Below are 18,846 nucleotides of genomic sequence, written 5' to 3'. Positions count from 1 at the left end.
ACATGAGGCGTCGATCCCTCCTGAAAATTGCAGCCTTCTTGCTGCTCCCGTTACCCATCACCTTGGCGAAGGCGGATGCGACCGGGATCCGCACAATTACCGACATGTCGGGCCGCAGCGTCGTCGTGCCGGCCCAAGTCAAGCGAGTCGCCACCATGGGCTCCGTGCCGCCACTAAACAGTCTTCTGTTCGCCGTCGGCGCGTCGGATCGACTCGTCAGCGGTTTGCCGCCGCGATTCGGCCAGAACCCGCGCTGGACCTTTCAAAAAGTCTTCGCGCCGCAACTGGTTGACGCGCCCTTGATCGAGACGCAGAGCCGCGAACCGGACCTGGAGGCGATCATCGCGCTGCAGCCGGATGTCATCCTGACGACCTATCCAGCCATGGCGGATGCGGTGGCGCGCGTTGGCGTGCCTGCGGTCGTCATTGAATGGCAGGAGCCCGATGACGTGAAGGCGGCGATGGAACTCATCGGCGGCCTTCTCGGCAAGGAGAAGGAAGCAGCCGCCTATGTCGACTACTTCGACCGAACTCTGGCGCGGGTCTCGGCGATTTCGCAATCCCTTGCGGTCACCGAGAAGCCGCGCGTGCTCTATTTCGAGCCGGAGACGATCAGCCAGCCGCATCTCATCGCGGAGTGGTGGATCCAGCAGGCCGGCGGCGTCAGCGTCTCCGACGACGGACGCAGCCAAGAAGTGCTATCCTTCAACATCGAGCAGGTGCTGGCCTGGAACCCCGATATAATCTTGGTCCCCCAACTGAAAAATGTCGAGAAGGTCTTCGGCAACCCGCTGCTAAAGGACGTTCGCGCGGTGGTGACCCGGCGCGTCTTTCCGCTTCCTGTAGTCGCGCATACATGGGGCAATCGCACGGCGGAGCAGCCGCTGACCGTGCTGTGGGCGGCAAGGACGATCAACCCGGAGGTTTTTGGTGAGATCGACCTAAAGGCCGAAGTGGAGCGCTTCTACGTTACTATCTTCGCCCATCCGCTCGACGATGAGATCGTCGCGGCCATTCTGGATCCAACGACCGAGCCACCCCACTAAGCGGTTGGAAACGAGCTGGTTAGCTCAGACCGTATGTTCTCGGCGTGAATGTGGCCTCCCTGTCGGCCGGGAAGAATACGGAAGCCGCTGATATCGTATAGGAATAGTCTACTTTTTAGGCTTCCGAATTGCAGGTAAAGGCCAGTTTGTGGATAGTTTTCTTGCAATTCCAGTTTGCGATTTCGCCGCCTGGCGTAGCGTGATTCACTGCTTTCATCGCAGTGAATCGGGAGCCAGGCGATGGGCAGACCACGCGAGCGGCGCGAGACTGGAGAACAGGGATCTTTTCCGCGCTCGCCTTGATGATGGCGGGGCTCCATATCCTCAAGCACACCTTCAACCTGTCGGACGAGGCGCTGTGCGCACGCTGGATCGAGAACTCGTATTTCCAGTATTTGTGCGGCGAGGAGTTCTTCCGCCATGACCTGCCGTTCGACCGCTCGTCGATGACGCGCTGGCGCAGCCGCATGGGCGAGGAGCGGATCGTCGCGCTTTTGCAGGAAAGTCTCAGTATTGCGGTCAAGAGCGGGGCGATGAAGTCGCAGTACACGCGCCAAGTGATCGTGGACACGACCGTGCAGCCGAAGAACGTGATGTTCCCGACCGACGCCAAGCTCATCCACCGGGCCCGCGAACGGCTGGTGCGGCTGGCCAAACGGGCGGGGCTGGATTTGCGCCAGACCTATGTGCGGGTCGGCAAGCTGGCGCTGATCAAGCACCAGCGCTATGCGCACGCCAAGCAGTTCAAGCGGGCCAGTAAGGCGCTGCGCAGGCTCAAGACCTATCTCGGCCGGACCGTCCGCGACATCTCCCGCCAGATCGCCGGCGATGCGGAACTGGACGCGCTCTTCAAATGGTCGCTCTACCAGGCCTTCACCGTTCTCGAGCAGCGTCAGCGCCAGCGCGTCCGCAAAATCTACAGCCTGCATGCGCACGAGGTGGAATGCATCGGTAAGGGCAAGGCGCATGCGCCCTACGAGTTCGGGGTGAAGGTGTCGGTGGCCACCACGCTGAAGCGCTCAAATGGTGGCCAGTTCGCCCTGCATGCAAAAGCGCTGCCCGGCAATCCCTATGACGGCCACACGCTCGCAGCGATCATCCCTGACATGGAAAAGACCATCGGCAACGAGATCAGCCGCGTTCTCGCCGACGCCGGCTTTCGCGGCCACAACGCACCGGAGAGCCACAAGTTCAGGGTCTTCACCGCTGGTCAGAAGCGCCGCGTGACACCGGCCATCAAGCGCCAGATGCGGCGGCGATCGGCCGTCGAGCCGGTGATCGGCCACATCAAGAACGAACGCAGAATGGGCCGCAATTACCTCGCTCACACCCAAGGCGGTGCGATCAACGCCATCCTGGCCGCAGCCGGTTACAACTTCTCCCTCCTGCTCAGGTGGCTGAAGCAATTTTTGTGGCTCTTGATCGCCGCGTTCCTGAACCGGCCGAAGCAGCTTGCCGCTTAGCGATCAAGATTGTTCACAGTCGACTACCTGCGCCGTGAGATGAGATCGGGGCTTGCTTCGGAGTGGCCGAAGCCGAGCCCGTCAAAAGCCGGACAGGGATTCGCTAAGGCCCGGACAGTCGTTTCAGTAAGTCGCGGCCAGTCTAGCAGCAAACCAAGAAACGCAGCCACGCCGCTTGGCGACGTTCATCGCCCACGCTTTCAGCCATGGTCATTTCGTCACGCGCGTCAGCAACACTTGGGCGGCTTAATAAAGCAATGTTCGCATCATGCCGTCTCCGCATAGCGAGACGCGCCCCACGCGGCGACTTTCGTCCGATTCATTGAGGGCCGGCGTCAGTCCCAGAACCGGCCCCGCCGCCTTGGACTTGTGGAGGCGGGCCGGAATATCGATGGCGCTGGTGAAGGCCAGCGCAGTGATGGGGCCGACACGGGGATATTTGTAAGCGGTTGCAGGTCGTATCCTCCTTGGTGATCGTCAGTACTTTCGGTGCAAACGAGAGAATCCTCACGCAGCTTCCGCCGAGCGGCAAGCAATTGTGCCATGATCTCGAGATCGGGCATTCCTGCGACGAGAATACGCTCCTCAATTTCACAAAACCGACCTTGAGGCCGAAGTTGCGTAGAAGATCACGGATGTCGTTCTCCAGGGCGAATCGCCTTCCCATGCAGAAGCTTGCGGGCAGTCAACAGTGCCCGCCGCTTCTGGCTCGTGAGCGTCTTCACATGCACCGGGCGGTACAGGTTGACCCGCATCACCTGCGCGATGCCGCGTGCGTCATTACGATCCGTCTTGTTTGGCTGCGCCTTCAGGAACGCTTTCACATGGCGCGTCAGGACGATCGGGTTCCGTCCCGCTCCCGGACGATCGCCATCGCGGCAAGACGAAGATCGTGAGGCTCGACCCGCACGAGTTCATCCGTCGCCTTCTCCTGCGTACACTGTCCGACGGTTTGCATCGCATCCGCCGCGCGCGGGATGCCTTGTTCGGTTTCAACATTCACTCGTGTTACTATTCTTGGCGTCGTGGTTAGCAAGCAATTCACCGCGGACCGAATGTGTGGCGGAGCAGGAATTATCCTTCATCGATCGCTGTGCCTTAGCTGCATCTCGCCGCCAGATGACGACGATATAAAAACTGCATTTGACGCAAGCCGCTAGGACGGTTGAATGTCTGGCTGAACCAAAGCACGTTAAGCGACAGCTTCGAACATCGGTCTGAGGCGCACCCGATGCTTAAGCGACCCACAACATGGCAAATCATTGAGGTGAGATATGGCGCCTATGTGCTCAGGTATTCCTCTGACGGGTGTGCCGTTCCCGAGATCCGAGTACGAGCGCAGACGGCTCAACGTGCTGGAGGCAGTGGCGAACGCCGGGCTAGACGCACTTGTAGTGACTGCCCATGGCCATCTTCGGTATCTCAGTGGATACGATGGCAGCGGTGGATACTTCGCACCGTTTCCTTTGATCATGGTGCCCGGTCGATCGCCAACATTTGTGGTACGACAGTATGACGAGCAAGCGGTTCGGTCGTATAGTTGTATTGAAGAGCTAGTTACCTATACCCACCAGCAAGATTTGGGGAAAGTGTGTGCCGACGTCCTCCGTCGGTATGGCTTGCAACGCAAGAGGATCGGTTTTGAGCTGGGCTGCTGGAACCTCGCACCGGCCGACCTCAGTGCGCTTCAGGCGCAGCTTCCCGATTTAAAGATCTCTGATGCGAGTCGGCTGGTTTCTTCGGTGGCGGCGGTGAAGGGCGAGCTAGAACTCGAGTGCATGCGAGAGGCAATGCGCATGACTGACCTGGCAGTGCGAACCTTCCAAAGCTCGCTACGGGAGGGTGTTACCGAACTGGAGATGGCAGCGGCAATGGCGGCGGCCATCAGCGGAGCGGCCGCCAACACTGGCGGGGAAGTTGGACTTTCTCCCGGTACCATTTTGTTCGGGGAGCGGACGAAGTTGCCGCATGGTCCCCCGTCTCAGCATCCAATTAGTAATAACGAGCCGGCTTTTCTGGAAATCGGCGCATCAAAACACGGATATACCGTTGGGATGGTCCGGTGCGCTGTGCTTGGCCGACATCCTGAGGCTGAGTCTCTACACACCTTGGCCGAGGAAGTCATTGACGCCCTCGTTGCCGCGGTTAAGCCGGGCACTTCCGCGGCGGCAGTCGACGCTGCCGGCCGTCAGGTGCTGAAGCGATCTGGGAGAAAGGGAGTCTTTCGCCAACGAACCGGATACCAAACCGGCATCAACTGGACTGAACGCGGTGATCTGAGCTTGGAGCCGGGCGCGGAGGATATCCTGAAGTCTGGCATGACCTTGCACATGCCAAATATATTGTGCAGCGAAAACGGCTATTTATTCGGGGCTGGCGCTCACGTCCTAGTGACAGAGCGTGGTGCGGAACTACTGAGCCAAATACCACCCACGCTCTATCGCGCATAACAACTCGGAAAAGACGAAGGCTCCTATGACTGGGCGGAACAGGGCTGAGCGCGTGCCGTCGATTGCGAATTCGGTCAGCAGAGCGGCTGGTCCGGCACAAGGCCTGAAGCATCGTTTGAAGGACTTTAGTACGTGGGATCGCTAACCCAACGCTCTCTGGGGATTCTAAGCCTTGAATATGGCCTCCTGCCTGGAGCTATTTCATCGATGCCTGATCCCGGCTCCATATTGAATCCGGCTACCTACGAGTTTCCGATCATCACGGAGACTGTAGAGGGAGCTTGGGCGGATATCGTTATCCGCGGCGATCCAGCCCTTGAGCCAGCCTGCATAGCAGCTGCCAAGAGCTTAGTTGAACGGGGTGCGATCGTAGTAAGCGCGGACTACGGCTTCTTTATCCGGCACCAGGGGGCGGTTGCTGTGGCGATCAAGGTCCATGTGGCGCTATCGAGCCTGCTCCTGGTGCCGACGCTGCTCCGGGAGTTGCCTGGCGCTGCTAAGCTCGCCGTTGTGACTGCCGACTCGACCAATTGCGGCGAAGATTGGGTCGACTATCCGGCCGATCTGGGGAGGGTGGTTATCGGCGGCATCGAAGGTGGCAAGTTGCTGCGAAACGAGTTGGTGCGGCCCCCAATCCCCACCGAAGTCGCGGATATCGAGAAAGAGGTTAGTGCCTGCATCTCTCGACTCCGTGCAGCGCATCCTGCGATCGCTGCGATCTTGTTCGAATGCACGGCGTTCCCGGTGGTAACGCCGGCGATCACCGTAGCACAGGGCTGCCCATCTACGACATCACGGAACTATGTCGACTGACGCTCGCGTCCGTCTCTTGAAAAATGCTCCAAAAAACCAACAGGCTGAACAATGAGCGAAGCATCACATCTTACGTTTGATCTCGATACGCCTGGCGTGAGCAGGGGGCATCTCGTTGTGCCTGGAGGTGTCGACTGCGGAGAGCTTTCGCTCCCGGTCTTCAGTCTCAATAAAGGGCAGGGACCACGCCTTCTTGTCACCGGCGGAAATCACGGTAATGAACTGGAGGGGCCACTTGTCGCGCGACGGCTTATCGACTGGCTGCCAGAAGCGCAAACCTGTGGAAGGGTCATCGTCCTACCGGTGCTCAATCCATTGGCCGTGGAGGCATGGAGCCGCAATACTCCGCTCGACGGGTTGAATCTCAATCGCGTGTTTCCGGGCCGCGCCGACGGGTCAGTGACACAACGAATCGCGGATGCGGTTTCGCGCGTATTGTTGCCAATGGCCGACACTGTATTTGATTTGCACAGCTTCGGACCAACGTGGGATTTTCCACCGGCGGCCACGACGCACCCCATTGCCGATCTCGATCTTATGGCCAGGACGGTGAGAATGGCGGAAGCGTTTAAATTGCCCTTGTCATTGGTCTGGGATTACAACGACACGGCTGGAATGTTCGATATCCTGGCCCAGGAGCAGGGCAAGGTTTTTGTGTGCGCTGAATTCGGCGGCGGCACGGTCGGCGCGGATAATCTCGCCATCTACGAGGCTGGAGTACGCAACGCGCTCATCGCGCTCGGGTTGGTCGAGGGTAAAGCCAAGTATCCAACGTTCCGTCAACAGAAGTCCGGCCAAACGCTCGAAACGCATCCGTCCGACGAGTTGAAATCGCCTGCACCGGGCATCTTCGAACCTCGCTGCTCGGTGTTGGATGAAGTGAAGGAGGGAGATCTCATAGGCATCCTGCATCCGATGGATTCGCTGTCCGCTGAGTCCATTGACATCCGGGCGCCTGGAACATCCATCGTCTTCGCCATACGATCGGGCGCGCATGTCGACGCCAACGAAGGAGTAGCGCTCGTGGCGCGATCGCTCAAACTCTGACAGTCGGATGCGCATCGAACTCCCGCTGGACCGCACCAGCAGGAAAAGGAGATAAGATGCTGGTGCCTTCCAGAGTAATTAGCATCCCGTTGAAGAAGCCCAACTGTGCGCGCGACGAAGGCTGCTTCGTCGCGTAATGACCTCTCGAAGACGGCGTGCACTACACCCTGTGGCAATAATCGCCAGGACGCCGAGCCCGCTCGACCGCCTGACGCTGGAGGTGGCCGCCGCCCGCCTAAGCCCGGGCGATGCGCACCGAGCTGGAGGTGGGCATGTCTGCTGTACCATGTCATTCGTCTCGTGTTGCCTAATGGCGGCCATCTCGGCCGCGTCATGTCCGCGATCGAGCTCTGCCGGACTCCGGCGCTTGGCGGTCATCGAGGCCTGTGAGGACTGCGCACATCCCCGCGTCTGCTATAACTGCTGCCGGCTCCCAGTGTCAGAGCGCAACGCGCGGACGGTGGCTCACCGGCCGTCGGCCGATCTGCTGCCGTTAGCGTACTTCCAAGTCGATTTACGGTGCCGACCGAAGTCGCCGATATTGCCTTTCAAAATAAGGCAGTGTCTATGCCATTCTGTGCGACGGCGTCGCCGCAGCGTTCAAGTTCCATCGTCGCCGAGCCGCTACCCCTCCTAAGCCCTTAGCTGGCGGCCACCCTTCTTCTTGCCCATCCATTCCTCTCCGGCCCGTTCCTGTGGCTGTTCCTCAGGCGGCCCATGCGACTGCGCTTCCCCGGCACGCTCGATGGACTCGGTCAGGCTCACGCCTTGATGAGCGCGATTCCTCATGCTTCGTGACAAAGCTAGACCTTCTATACCAAGCCGCCGTTCGGCTCGCCCGAGCAGGTTCTCGTCTATACTCGGCCGTATACCCACGGGGTCGCCATCGCAACAGTCGCCTAGTCAGGCGCCGACGAGACAAGCGTAACCTTCCGCTGGCGGGATTATCATCACAGCAACGCGCCCTGGTTGACGTCGCTCGATCCGAGCGAGTTCATCCGGTCGCGTCCGCTGCATTGCCCGCGACGGCTTCCACCGCATCCGCCACTATGGCTTGTCTCGCCAATGGATGCCGCCGGACCAACTCGCAATCATCCGGTGACCCATGGTGGCGATCAAGCTTGCTCCGACCGCCGCAGCCGGCGAGATCATCAGGCCGCTCACGCGCTTTGACCGCACCGTCTGTCCATCCTGTGCGGAATTCTGCGCATCAATGCAATCCGACGGCGCAATGGGCACCGGGTAGTCACGACCTCAGCGGAGATCTCATCAAGACAGGATGTCACGCAGCATCGATCGCAGCAGCGTCGCGGCATCAGCGTCGGACGCGATGACCCCCATATGATCATCTTCCCCGTGACTACTCGGACAGCCATCTCGGTCCTAGATGACGCCGATATACAAACTGCATTTGACGGGAGGCGCTAGGCGATTGATTTTGATGGAGGTGCTAAGCGCAAGCATACGGCGCGGAAATTGAGTTCACGCACCGACGGCTAGGAAATCCATGGTGAACCACACGGAAGGGACTAATCTGGCGATAGCAGCGGCATGCGGTCGCGTTGGATTTAATTCCGTCAACGATAGGCCACGACCCAGCAGCATGGGGGTTGAGGAATTCGCTACATGCTTGAAGCGAAGCCTCGCTCTTATATTAACCTTGGCAATGGCCCGACATTTCATTGCACAACCCGGCGTATGACATCAACGACGAATCCCTGCCCGATAGCATCGGCTATTGGGTGAGCCTGGTTGAGACTACGCTGGCGGCCCGAGATTAAGGTCGAAGTGCAAAACACTAAAGGAATCCTGCCCAGGGGCGGGACAATGAGGGAGAACAAAAAATGGTGTCGATAAACCGCAGACGTTTCATCCACGGGGCATCCGCTATCGCAGCAGGTGCGATGTCTTACCAACCCCGCCGCGCCGCAGCCCAATCGGCGGGCGAAGTGATAGCCATGCTCAATGGTGGCGACTACGCAAAGGCCTGTATGGAAGCCTATGTAAGGCCATTCGAAGCCGAGACGGGAATCAAAGTGACCCCGATTACCGATGAATTTTCTATGGCCAAATTTGAGCTAGAGGTGTCGAACAATAACGTTTCGGTTGATGTAGTTCCCATAGGCCCAGGCCTAACTTTGCAGGCTTCGCGAAAGGGCTACCTCGAAGAAATCGATTACTCCATCTATAAAAGAGACGAGTTGGACGCGATGCTAGACTTCGCCAAGTCTCCGCACAGTGTCGGGTCGATCGTTTACGCATTATGCATGGTCTACAACATCGAGAAATTCCCAGCTAACAAACCGCGGCCGGCTACTTGGGCAGAGTTTTGGGATGTCGTGAAGTATCCCGGAGTTCGCACGTTGCCAACCGGAGAGTACGGAGAATACGGCCCTTGGGAAGAAGCTCTTCTGGCGGACGGTTTGCCTGCTGACGCCCTCTATCCTTTGGATATCGATCGAGCTTTCGCAAGCCTCGACAAGATCAAACCGCATATCCGCAAATGGTTCGCTACAGGGTCCGAGATCCAACAGATGCTGCACGATAAGGTTGTCGACTTGGCGGAGTCCTACGATGGCCGGGCCGTTGCATTGATCGACCAAGGCGCGCAGGTTGAGATCAATCGAAACCAGCAAAAGATGACCTGGGAAAGCTGGGCAATCCCCAAGGATAGCCCGAATCCCGAGAACGCACAGAGATTCATTGAATTCATAACCCGCGCTGACAGGCAGGCAGCCTTTGTACAGCTCATGCCATACGGCCCAACCAACCGAAATGCGTTCAAACTGTTACCAGAAGCTGTCGCACGTAAATTCGCTAGCCATCCCGATTACTCGGCGTCCACCATAACAATGGACTCCAAGTGGTACAGTGAGGTGGGATCAGACGGCAAGACCAACAACGACAAAATTATCCAACGTTGGAACGAGTGGATTCTTCAGTGATCCCCGATCAGAGTATGTTGTGAAGGTGGCGAGGAACGAGTCCGTCGCCTTCCCACCTCTTAACTCTCGATGGAGCCGCTTCGTCCGGCGCTCTTCTTTGCGGTTGGGAGCTTGTTCGCTTAAAGCTACGTCCCGGCAGTATTAAAGGATCACTTGTGACCTTGCATGAAAACATTACCCGGCCATTTTCCGAAAATGAAGTTTCGGAGAAAAACACGGTTCCGGCGCAGATTGAGTTCCGCGGCGTCACTAAGATGTATGGGGCGGTCGCTGCGGTCAAGAACTTGTCACTTGCAGTCCGTCGCGGCGAGTTCTTGACTATTCTCGGTCCAAGCGGTTCGGGCAAGACCACAGTGCTGATGTGCTCGCCGGGTTCGTAGCGCCTACAAAGGGAGACATCCTCATTGCTGGTAAGTCGGTTGCTTCAGTGCCGTCTTACCGGCGCGACCAGGGCATCGTCTTCCAGAGCTATGCGCTGTTTCCGCACCTCACGGTGCGCCGCAACCTCGAATTTCCGCTCGAAATGCGCGGCATGAAGGCCTCCGACCGGGCAGTACAGGTCGATCGAATGCTTGAGCGTGTCCACCTCAAAGAGTTCGGCGGCCGTGTGCCATCCCAACTGAGCGGTGGGCAACAACAGCGCGTGGCGCTTTCCCGAGCCCTGATCGCCGATCCGCCGCTTCTCCTGCTCGACGAGCCTTTGGGGGCCCTCGACCGCAACCTTCGCGAGCAGATGCAAGGCGAGATTAAAAGCCTGCACCGGGAGTTTGGCAAAACAACCATCTGCGTCACGCACGACCAGGAGGAGGCGCTCACGCTATCGGACCGAATCGTCGTCATGCGCGCCGGGGAAATCGAGCAGACCGATACACCGGAGGCTCTCTATGACCGGCCCGCGACACAATTCGTGGCGAACTTTATGGGCGAGGCTAATGCCCTCGAGAATTGCGGGTTCAAAGTCGAATCCGATGCCGCGCCGCCCTTGGGCACTGTCGCGATGCTCCGGCCGGAGCGTATCTGCGTTGCCGCTCGGGGGGCTCAAAGGCGAGCCGACGCGGACCAAAGACAATTTGTCACTGGCGTTGTCGAAGACATGATTTATGCTGGCCCGTTGCGGAAATACCAAGTGCGCGCCGGGGACAGTGTGCTTATCGTTCGCGAGCACGTGGCTGCGGGCCAACAGATCTTCCGACCTGGCGATGAGGTACGCCTCGACTGGCTGCGGTCCGACGTTCGCTTTGTCACGGCGTGAGGTTCTGATGAAGACGCTTCGGGAATTTGGCCGAATGCCCATCGCTCTCACTGGGCCGGCCCTTGCCGTGCTTCTCGTGGTATTCGGCATACCAATTGTTCAGCTCTTCCTGACCAGCTTTAACGCACCGGCTTTTTCGACTGGCAACTATAAGGCGTTCTTCGGCCAGCCGGCAAATGTGCGCGTTCTCTTCCAGACCATCGAGATTAGTGTAGTAGCCACGGCTATCTGCCTCCTTATCGGCTATCCCACGGCCTATCTGATCGTGGCCGCCTCGAAACGGCTACGCATGGCGCTCATTGTGCTCGTCCTGGTGCCCTATCTGACCAGTGGACTGGTCGTGACCTATGCGTGGATCGTGATCCTTGGCGATGGCGGTCTGATAAACAATCTGCTGGTTGACCACGGCCTTATTTCCAGTCCGCTGCCACTTATCTACAACCGCATGGCCGTCTATATCGGAATGGTGCACATCATGCTGCCTATGATGATCTTGCCTCTGGTCAGTGCCATGATGGGCATCGACAAATCACTGATGGCGGCGGCTCGCAGCATGGGCGCGCGACCGGCCACAGCTTTCTGGCGCGTTTTCTTCCCTCTCAGCATGCCGGGCGTGCGCAGCGGCTGCCTGTTGGTTTTTGTGGTCTGCCTCGGCTTCTACATCGCGCCAGCCGCACTCGGCGGGTTGGGAGACGCCATGCTATCGACCTTCATTGCGTCGCAGGTCCGTAGCTCTTTCGACATGGGACGCGTCGCTGCCTCGGCCTTTGTCCTCCTGGCAGTCGCCATCGTCGTGCTCTCGATGGTCGGGCTCGATCTCTCAGGTACGTCGCGCCGCACGGCGCAACCATCGCTGAAGTCATGGCACCGTCTCGGTGAGTTTTTTATTTCCTATCGGGCGAAGCGCTGGATAGCACAGCTCTACCGCGCAGGTGGCGACGGTCGCTGGCCGCAGCTAGTCGGCATAATGTTTCTCGCGCTCGTTATGTTCTACCTACTGTTTCCAGAGGTTCTTGTCGTCATCATGTCCTTCAGTGCTGGGAAGTATTTGCAATTCCCTCCGTCAGGTTTTTCGCTGCAGTGGTATGAATCCTTCTTTGGCGATCCGTCATGGTACGCCGCCGCCTGGATGAGCATCCAGATCGGCTTTATGGTTGTCATCCTGTCGACCATCATCGGCACGCTTGCAGCCTTCGGGCTTAACCGCGCCCTTCCGCGCCTGCGCAGCTTCCTGACAATGGCGATGCTGACGCCGATCACCTTTCCGGTTATCGTCGTCGGCATAGCGACCTATCTCGGGCTGCTCAAACTCGGGTTGCTCGGTTCGATGACCGGCATTGTCCTGGCGCATACCATCGGCGCTATCGGCTATGTCCTCGTAATCGTATCGGCGTCGCTGGCGAATTTCGACCCGCAGCTGGAGCAGGCAGCTATGAGCATGCGGGCTGGGCCACTGCAGACCTTCATGAGGGTGACGCTGCCGCTGATTCGGCCGGGTATAATCGGCGGCGCTGTGTTCGCGTTCCTTCACTCCTTTGATGAGGTCGTCATTACATCTTTGGTAGGAGGGATCTCGATGCGCACCCTGCCGCTAAAGATGTGGGAAGATATTCGCCACCAAATCGACCCTACCATTGCCGCAGTAGCGACGCTGTTTATCCTTTTGCCCCTGGTCGTTTTGATGATCCTCTTCGTTGCGGGGTGGAGATCGACCCTGGGCCTTCAGCGCGCGCGTCCAGTACCCGCGGCTTGACACGGGCTTCAGTGTCAGAGGTGGGTAGCCTCGTTTTGTAGGGTGAAACCGCTCTTGGCGGCGATCTAACCCTCGTGGCGACCTGCATCGCAGATCCCTGTCCTTAAATGCCCGCGATGGGTTGGTCACATGCAAGATGCCTGCGCTAGGGCCTGGCAAAGCGTCGAATAGCGGTCCACCTTTCGAGGAGCCAACTCAACGCCAGCGCATCCCATGGGCCACGTCTTCTGTCATCTGAAAACGCGATGGTACCGTTCGCGACTCTATGTTGGCGCATCCAACGCCAAGTGGCGCATACTTTAGGGGCAGTGTTCCAGCTGCATCCGCCCCGTCAACGCAGAGTGAAGTGTAGTGCATATAAGAGACGTCCTCTCGCCTGGTATTGAGGCATTTTTCTGTGACGACCCGATTGCTATCCGGACCGGCCTGACTCAGGACGAAGTTCATCTATGTTGGTGAATTGGTAACGACCGAGTTCACATGCATCCGCGTTTTCTATGAACTGTCTTTGAAGCTCCGGAAGGGACAGCACGGAATGCCAAACCTCTTCGATTCTGACTCCCAGGATCGCGCCGTCACAAGACATGGACGCGCAATACTACCCTTCCTCAACTACGACACACGACGCTTCCCTTTCCCGGCATCGCAATCTCCGAACCCTTCCGTATCTTCGAGCAAGGTGCGGAAGCCTTCTGCAGGTTCGCCCGCCTCCTCTTCGTCAAAATAAGGGAACCGTATGCCCGGCTATTCGGTTTTTTCCATCCTACGCAATGGCCTTTCCGGCGACAGGTACTGGCGGCGCGCCTGGCGCGCACCCAATCCGAAGCCGGCCTATGATGTTGTGATTGTGGGCGGCGGCGGGCACGGCTTGGCGGCCGCTTTCTATCTCGCCGAGAACCACGGCATCCGCAACGTCGCCGTGCTGGAGAAGGGCTATGTCGGCGGCGGCAATGTCGGCCGAAACACCACGGTCATCCGCTCCAACTACCTGCTCGACGGCAACACCCAGTTTTACGAATTCTCTATGAAGCTCTGGGAAGGCATGTCGCAGGCGCTGAATTTCAACGTCATGTTCTCGCAGCGAGGCATGCTCATCACGGCCCATTCGGCCGACCAGCTCGATAGCTTCGGCTTCCGCGCCAACATCATGCGGCTGAACGGCATCGACGCCGACATTCTCCACCGAGATGAGGTGCGGCGGCTCGTCCCCTACCTCGATTTCTCCGATAAGGCGCGTGCCCCGATCCATGGCGCGATCTTCCAAGGTCGCGCCGGCACGGCACGTCACGACGCGGTGGCCTGGGGCTACGCGCGCGCCGCCGACGCCCATGGCGTCGACATCATCCAGGGCTGCGAGGTGACGGGTTTCGTTCGTGACGGCGAGCGCATCGTTGGAGTTGATACGAAGAGGGGCCGGATCCAGGCCGGGAAAGTAGGGCTTGCAGTGGCGGGTCACACCTCACTGCTCGGCCGGAAGGCGGGCCTTGAACTGCCGATCGAGAGCCATGTCTTGCAGGCTTTTGTCACAGAGCCGATCAAGCCCCTGGTCCACCACATCGTGGCCCACGGGACCGAGCATTTCTACGTTAGCCAATCCGACAAGGGTGGGCTGGTGTTCGGCGGCGGGCTGGACGGCTACAATTCCTATGCCCAACGCGGCAATCTCGGCATGGTACGTGAAGTCGCGGAGGCAGCGGTCGCGCTGATGCCCTGCATTTCCCGCCTGCGCATTCTGCGCCACTGGGGCGGGGTGATGGACATGACGCCGGACGGCAGCCCTATCATCTGCCCTACGCCAATCGACGGGCTCTACCTAAACGGTGGCTGGTGCTATGGCGGCTTCAAGGCCACCCCGGCCTCAGGATGGTGCTTCGCGCATACCATCGCCACCGGAAAGGCGCATCCGCTGAGCGCCGGCTACAGCCTGGACCGTTTCCGCACCGGCCGCACGATCGACGAGGCCGGCATCGGGCCGTTCGCCTGGCTGCAATAACCGAGAGACCCAAGACCATGCTACGCATCGAATGTCCCTACTGCGGTCCGCGCGACCACGACGAGTTCCGCTACGGCGGTGACGCGTCGGTCATCCGTCCTGTCCACGACGACGCGGATTTCGAGGCTTGGTACCGATACGTCTTCGTGCGCGAGAACCCGGCCGGACCGCATCGCGAGTATTGGCAGCACGTGATAGGGTGCCGTCAATGGTTGGTGGTCGGGCGCGATACACGCAACCATGAGATCGCCTCAGTCCGCTCCGCGCGGGAGGCACGCGCATGAGGCGGCTTCACGAAGGCGGCCGGATCGACCGATCGCGACCGATGGAATTCATCTTTGACGGCAAGGCTTTAGCTGGGTACCGAGGCGATACGCTCGCTTCGGCGCTACTGGCGAACGGATTCGGCCTGGTCGGCCGCAGCTTCAAGTACCACCGGCCCCGCGGGATCTATTCTGCAGGGCCGGAGGAGCCGAATGCGCTCGTGACGGTGGGGGCGAGGGGGCGCCGCGAGCCGAACCTACCAGCTACCACGGTGGAACTGGCCGACGGGCTGGTTGCCGAGAGCCAGAACCGCTGGCCGTCGTTGAAGTTCGACATCCAAAGCGTGAACGGACTGTTCGCGCCTTTTCTGTCGGCCGGTTTTTACTACAAGACTTTCATGGGCCCGACGCGGCGGGCATGGATGGTCTATGAGCATTTCATCCGCAATGCCGCCGGGCTCGGCCGAGCGGGCGAGGAGCCAGATCCGGATCGGTACGAGGTGCGCAATCTCTTCGCCGATGTGGCCGTGATCGGGGCCGGACCTGCGGGGCTTTCAGCGGCACTGGCGGCGGGCGAGGCGGGCGCCAAGGTGGTCCTCGTAGAGCAGGATTTTTTGGCTGGCGGTACGCTTTTGTCGGAGCCGGCGGACGGCGAGGCCCGGGCTTGGCTTTCCGTAACGCTCGCACGGCTCGCCCACATGCCGAATGTTTCGATGATGACGCGCACCACCGCGTTTGGTGCCTATGACAGCAATGTGCTCGGGCTCGTGGAGCGGCACGGCTCAGGAACCGCCGATCCGGCAAAAGGCGAGGCGCGCCAGATGGTCGCGCTTTTGCGCGCGAAAACGATGGTCTACGCTACGGGCTCGATCGAGCGGCCGCTTACCTTCGCCAACAATGACCGGCCCGGCATCATGCTGGCCTCCGCGGCGCGGACCTATCTGAACCGCTTTGCCGTACTTGCGGGTACGAGGGTGATGGTCGCAACCGACAACGACAGCGCCTATTCCGCAGCCTTTGATCTTGCGGCAGCCGGGGCCGAAGTGACGATAGCCGACGGCCGCGCGGAACCGACACATGAACGATTGGAACAGTCGCGCCACTGGGGCATTGCCGTCCGTAGGAAGTCGCTAATCTCCAATGCTTTGGGGCGTCATGCCGTACGCGCTGTTACGCTTTCCGAACCGGGCGGTACGATTACCTTGAAATGCGACCTGGTCGTGGTCTCGGGCGGTTGGTCGCCGACGGTGCATCTGACCTGCCATCTTGGGGTAAGGCCCGTATATCGCGAGGACATAAAGGATTTCGTTCCCGGAAAGCTCGGAGCGGGGCAGTTCGTCGCCGGCGCCGTGACAGGAGGCTTCATCACAGCCGGTGCCATCGAGGAGGGGCATCGTGCGGGGGCCGAAGCAGCTGCGTTCTGCGGCGCAACGAAATCAGTCCAGCCGCCCTTCAGCCTCGATCTTGCTGAGATCAACGCGGGACCTAATGGTAGCCATTTCGTCACCTCGCCTCGCTCGGGACCTCTCCCCCACTTCGTGGGGGGAAAGGACGGTAGCCCTGCCAGACGGCCGCAGGATTCTCTCCCCACTCGATCGGGTGAGAGATGGTTCGGGAACCGAAAGGCGGAACTTACCAAAGGCAAGGCCTTCATCGACCTGCAGATGGACGTAACCGTCAGTGACGTCGCGCTGGCGCATCGTGAGGGATACGAGTCGGTCGAACATCTGAAGCGATATACGACGCTCGGAATGGGCGCCGACCAGGGCAAGACAAGCAATGTCATCGCGATTTCCGCCATGGCCGGTCTGCGCGGGATGGCGGTTCCGGACGTTGGCACGACTACATTTCGGCCTCCCTATACCCCAGTCGCCGTCGGAGCGCTGGCTGGGCGCAGCCAGCGCCATCTTTACAAGCCGTTCCGGCGCACGCCAATGCATGACTGGCATGTCGCTAACGGCGCGCAGATGCTGGAGACGGGCGTCTGGATGCGGCCCTCGTTTTACCTTGCTTCCGGCCGCGATGTTGACCAGGCCTATCCCGCCGAAATGCGAATGGTACGCGAGGCGGCCGGCCTGATGGACATTTCCACGCTAGGGAAGATCGACGTCCAGGGGCCGGACGCGGCTGAATTCCTCGACCGAGTCTATGTTAACGGTTTTGCCAAGCTGCCGATCGGCCGCGCGCGCTACGGCATCATGCTGCGCGACGACGGCATCGTCTTCGATGATGGCACAACGATGCGGCTCAGCGAGCGGCATTTTTTTATGACGACATCGACCGCGAAGGCCGCGGACGTGATGTCCCGGCTCGAATTCCTGCTCGATACCGCCTGGCCGGGCCTGCGTGTTTCGGTAACTTCGGTCACCGACGAATGGGCGGCGATGTCCGTGGCCGGTCCAACGAGTCGGGAAATCCTCGCCGCCGCGTTCCCCGATCTGAACGTTTCCAATGAAGCGTTGCCGCATATGGGTTTTCTTGAAGGTCGATATAGGGACAAGCCCCTGCGCATCATTCGTCTCAGCTTTTCGGGCGAGCGGGCTTACGAGATCTATACCGGTGCTAGCGTCGGCAAGGAAATGTGGTGCCGGTTGATCGAGGCCGGCACGCCTTTCGGCCAAAAGCCTTACGGGGTCGAGGCTCTGGGCGCCTTGCGCGTCGAGAAAGGCCATGTCGCTGGGCCGGAGATCGACGGCAGGACGACGCTCGACGACCTCGGACTCAGCCGCATGGCGGGTAAGCGCAGCGGCTATGTAGGCGATGTGCTTGGCCGCCGTGAAGCTCTCAGTGACCCGGCGAGGCCGCGGCTGGTCGGACTACGCTGCCTTGAGCCGGGCAAGAGGTTGAGCGGAGGCGCTATTCTATTCAGGCCTGGCGAGCGGATGCACGGCCATGGTCTCGGCCGGATCACCTCGGTGACCTACAGCCCCACGCTCGACGCCTCGGTTGGGCTCGCTTTGATTGCCCGAAATGCCGCGGAGGAGGGCGCTGAGATCGTCGCTGCCTATCCCATGAAGGGCCAGACGGTTCGAGCCCGGATAGTCTCGCCTATTTTCCTCGACCCGAAGGGTGAGCGACTCCATGGCTGATGGTTCGAACATGGGCGGGTTTGAGATGGCGGCCTATGACTGCTCGATCCTGCAATTCGAGGGTTGGGACGGCGCAATGGCAAAATTTGAGGTGGTACTGAATAGGATACTGGGCGAGCCTTTGCCGAACAAGGTCGGCGACACTGCTCGTCATGACGATAGGCTCGTCATTCGGATCGCGCCGCGCCGGTTTTGGCTGCTTTGCGACGGCCCGCCGCCTGTGATCGACGTCGACGCGGAATTCGGCTGCACACTCCCGCTCGGCGAGGGCAGGATTCGGCTCCGGCTGTCTGGCAGGGGCCTCAAACAGGTGCTGGAGCGGTGTGTCGCGGCGGATTGGGAGACACTGGGAGATGGACGGGCAATCCAGACGGGCCTCGATCATATGCCGGTGCTGCTGCTGCGCAGGAGCGGGTTCGAATGCGACCTCCTTGTCCCGCGCAGCCTTAGCAAGGGGCTGATGGATTGGATTGCCGACGCCTCCGCATCGGACCGGTACCTGACTCCCTCGAACGGGTCGACCTAGGCTGCCCACTTAGCCAAGTACGATCGGATTCAAAGGCGCACTTGAAGAAAGCAAAACCAATTGATCGCCTCCTGCGATCGACATTTACCAAGATAGGAGAAAGCTGCTCATGCCCACCTCTAGGCAACAGGAACGCGTACCTGCATTTAGTCAGCAGGAATACCGCGAGCGCACTGCTCGGCTGCGAAAGCAAATGGCGGCGCGCG

General features: G+C 59.8%; 10 protein-coding genes and 4 pseudogenes. 13 read left to right on the top strand and 1 reads right to left on the bottom strand.

The window, feature by feature from the left end; translation table 11 throughout:
* Positions 1-2: 2 nt before the first annotated feature.
* Positions 3-1,046 carry an ABC transporter substrate-binding protein gene (locus tag EN738_RS04245; RefSeq protein WP_189587187.1) on the top strand — a complete coding sequence of 348 codons (1,044 nt, stop codon included), beginning with the start codon at positions 3-5 and terminating at the stop codon, positions 1,044-1,046.
* Between the two features lie 240 nt (positions 1,047-1,286).
* A pseudogene (locus EN738_RS04240) lies at positions 1,287-2,509 on the top strand (IS5 family transposase).
* 213 nt (positions 2,510-2,722) lie between these two features.
* Here EN738_RS04240 and EN738_RS04235 read toward each other — a convergent pair.
* Positions 2,723-3,342, bottom strand: a pseudogene (locus EN738_RS04235) (transposase); the annotation flags it as partial.
* A 29-nt stretch (positions 3,343-3,371) separates the two neighbouring features.
* On the opposite strand from EN738_RS04235, the pseudogene EN738_RS36110 reads away from it, so the two are divergent.
* The 11 genes and pseudogenes from EN738_RS36110 to EN738_RS04185 form a co-directional block, all read left to right on the top strand.
* Positions 3,372-3,476: pseudogene (locus EN738_RS36110) on the top strand (transposase); the annotation flags it as partial.
* A 307-nt stretch (positions 3,477-3,783) separates the two neighbouring features.
* Positions 3,784-4,959 carry a Xaa-Pro peptidase family protein gene (locus tag EN738_RS04230; protein ID WP_127282606.1) on the top strand — a complete coding sequence of 392 codons (1,176 nt, stop codon included), beginning with the start codon at positions 3,784-3,786 and terminating at the stop codon, positions 4,957-4,959.
* A 207-nt stretch (positions 4,960-5,166) separates the two neighbouring features.
* Positions 5,167-5,772, top strand: a complete 606-nt coding sequence (locus EN738_RS35315) for a hypothetical protein (protein ID WP_245460517.1) — start codon at positions 5,167-5,169, stop codon at positions 5,770-5,772.
* A 51-nt stretch (positions 5,773-5,823) separates the two neighbouring features.
* Positions 5,824-6,819 carry a succinylglutamate desuccinylase/aspartoacylase family protein gene (locus EN738_RS04220; RefSeq protein ID WP_127282605.1) on the top strand — a complete coding sequence of 332 codons (996 nt, stop codon included), beginning with the start codon at positions 5,824-5,826 and terminating at the stop codon, positions 6,817-6,819.
* 1,844 nt (positions 6,820-8,663) lie between these two features.
* On the top strand, positions 8,664-9,764 hold the full coding sequence (locus EN738_RS04215) for an ABC transporter substrate-binding protein (RefSeq protein ID WP_127282604.1): 1,101 nt from the start codon (positions 8,664-8,666) through the stop codon (positions 9,762-9,764).
* A gap of 254 nt (positions 9,765-10,018) precedes the next feature.
* Positions 10,019-11,016 (top strand): annotated as a pseudogene (locus EN738_RS04210) (ABC transporter ATP-binding protein).
* Positions 11,017-11,023: 7 nt separating this feature from the next.
* Complete coding sequence (locus EN738_RS04205) at positions 11,024-12,769, top strand: ABC transporter permease subunit (RefSeq protein ID WP_127239358.1); 1,746 nt, start codon at positions 11,024-11,026, stop codon at positions 12,767-12,769.
* A gap of 736 nt (positions 12,770-13,505) precedes the next feature.
* On the top strand, positions 13,506-14,762 hold the full coding sequence (locus EN738_RS04200; protein ID WP_127282603.1) for a sarcosine oxidase subunit beta family protein: 1,257 nt from the start codon (positions 13,506-13,508) through the stop codon (positions 14,760-14,762).
* Positions 14,763-14,779: 17 nt separating this feature from the next.
* Positions 14,780-15,046 (top strand): sarcosine oxidase subunit delta, encoded by a 267-nt coding sequence (locus EN738_RS04195; protein WP_127239356.1) that lies wholly within the window; start codon positions 14,780-14,782, stop codon positions 15,044-15,046.
* Entirely contained in the window at positions 15,043-18,114 is a 3,072-nt protein-coding gene (locus EN738_RS04190) for a sarcosine oxidase subunit alpha family protein (RefSeq protein WP_127282602.1), read from the top strand. The genes EN738_RS04195 and EN738_RS04190 overlap by 4 nt, the downstream gene beginning before the upstream one ends.
* On the top strand, positions 18,107-18,640 hold the full coding sequence (locus EN738_RS04185) for a sarcosine oxidase subunit gamma (RefSeq protein WP_127282601.1): 534 nt from the start codon (positions 18,107-18,109) through the stop codon (positions 18,638-18,640). The genes EN738_RS04190 and EN738_RS04185 overlap by 8 nt, the downstream gene beginning before the upstream one ends.
* The last annotated feature ends 206 nt before the right edge of the window (positions 18,641-18,846 follow it).

The organism is Mesorhizobium sp. M4B.F.Ca.ET.017.02.2.1 (genome assembly GCF_003998955.1).
In the GTDB taxonomy this organism is placed as follows: domain Bacteria; phylum Pseudomonadota; class Alphaproteobacteria; order Rhizobiales; family Rhizobiaceae; genus Mesorhizobium; species Mesorhizobium abyssinicae.
This window is presented reverse-complemented; position numbering and strand designations above follow the sequence as displayed.

Coding starts and splice junctions, on each gene's coding strand:
- EN738_RS04245 (WP_189587187.1), top strand. CDS start 3: ATGAGGCGTCGATCCCTCCTGAAAATTGCAGCCTTCTTGCTGCTCCCG.
- EN738_RS04230 (WP_127282606.1), top strand. CDS start 3,784: ATGGCGCCTATGTGCTCAGGTATTCCTCTGACGGGTGTGCCGTTCCCG.
- EN738_RS35315 (WP_245460517.1), top strand. CDS start 5,167: ATGCCTGATCCCGGCTCCATATTGAATCCGGCTACCTACGAGTTTCCG.
- EN738_RS04220 (WP_127282605.1), top strand. CDS start 5,824: ATGAGCGAAGCATCACATCTTACGTTTGATCTCGATACGCCTGGCGTG.
- EN738_RS04215 (WP_127282604.1), top strand. CDS start 8,664: ATGGTGTCGATAAACCGCAGACGTTTCATCCACGGGGCATCCGCTATC.
- EN738_RS04205 (WP_127239358.1), top strand. CDS start 11,024: ATGAAGACGCTTCGGGAATTTGGCCGAATGCCCATCGCTCTCACTGGG.
- EN738_RS04200 (WP_127282603.1), top strand. CDS start 13,506: ATGCCCGGCTATTCGGTTTTTTCCATCCTACGCAATGGCCTTTCCGGC.
- EN738_RS04195 (WP_127239356.1), top strand. CDS start 14,780: ATGCTACGCATCGAATGTCCCTACTGCGGTCCGCGCGACCACGACGAG.
- EN738_RS04190 (WP_127282602.1), top strand. CDS start 15,043: ATGAGGCGGCTTCACGAAGGCGGCCGGATCGACCGATCGCGACCGATG.
- EN738_RS04185 (WP_127282601.1), top strand. CDS start 18,107: ATGGCTGATGGTTCGAACATGGGCGGGTTTGAGATGGCGGCCTATGAC.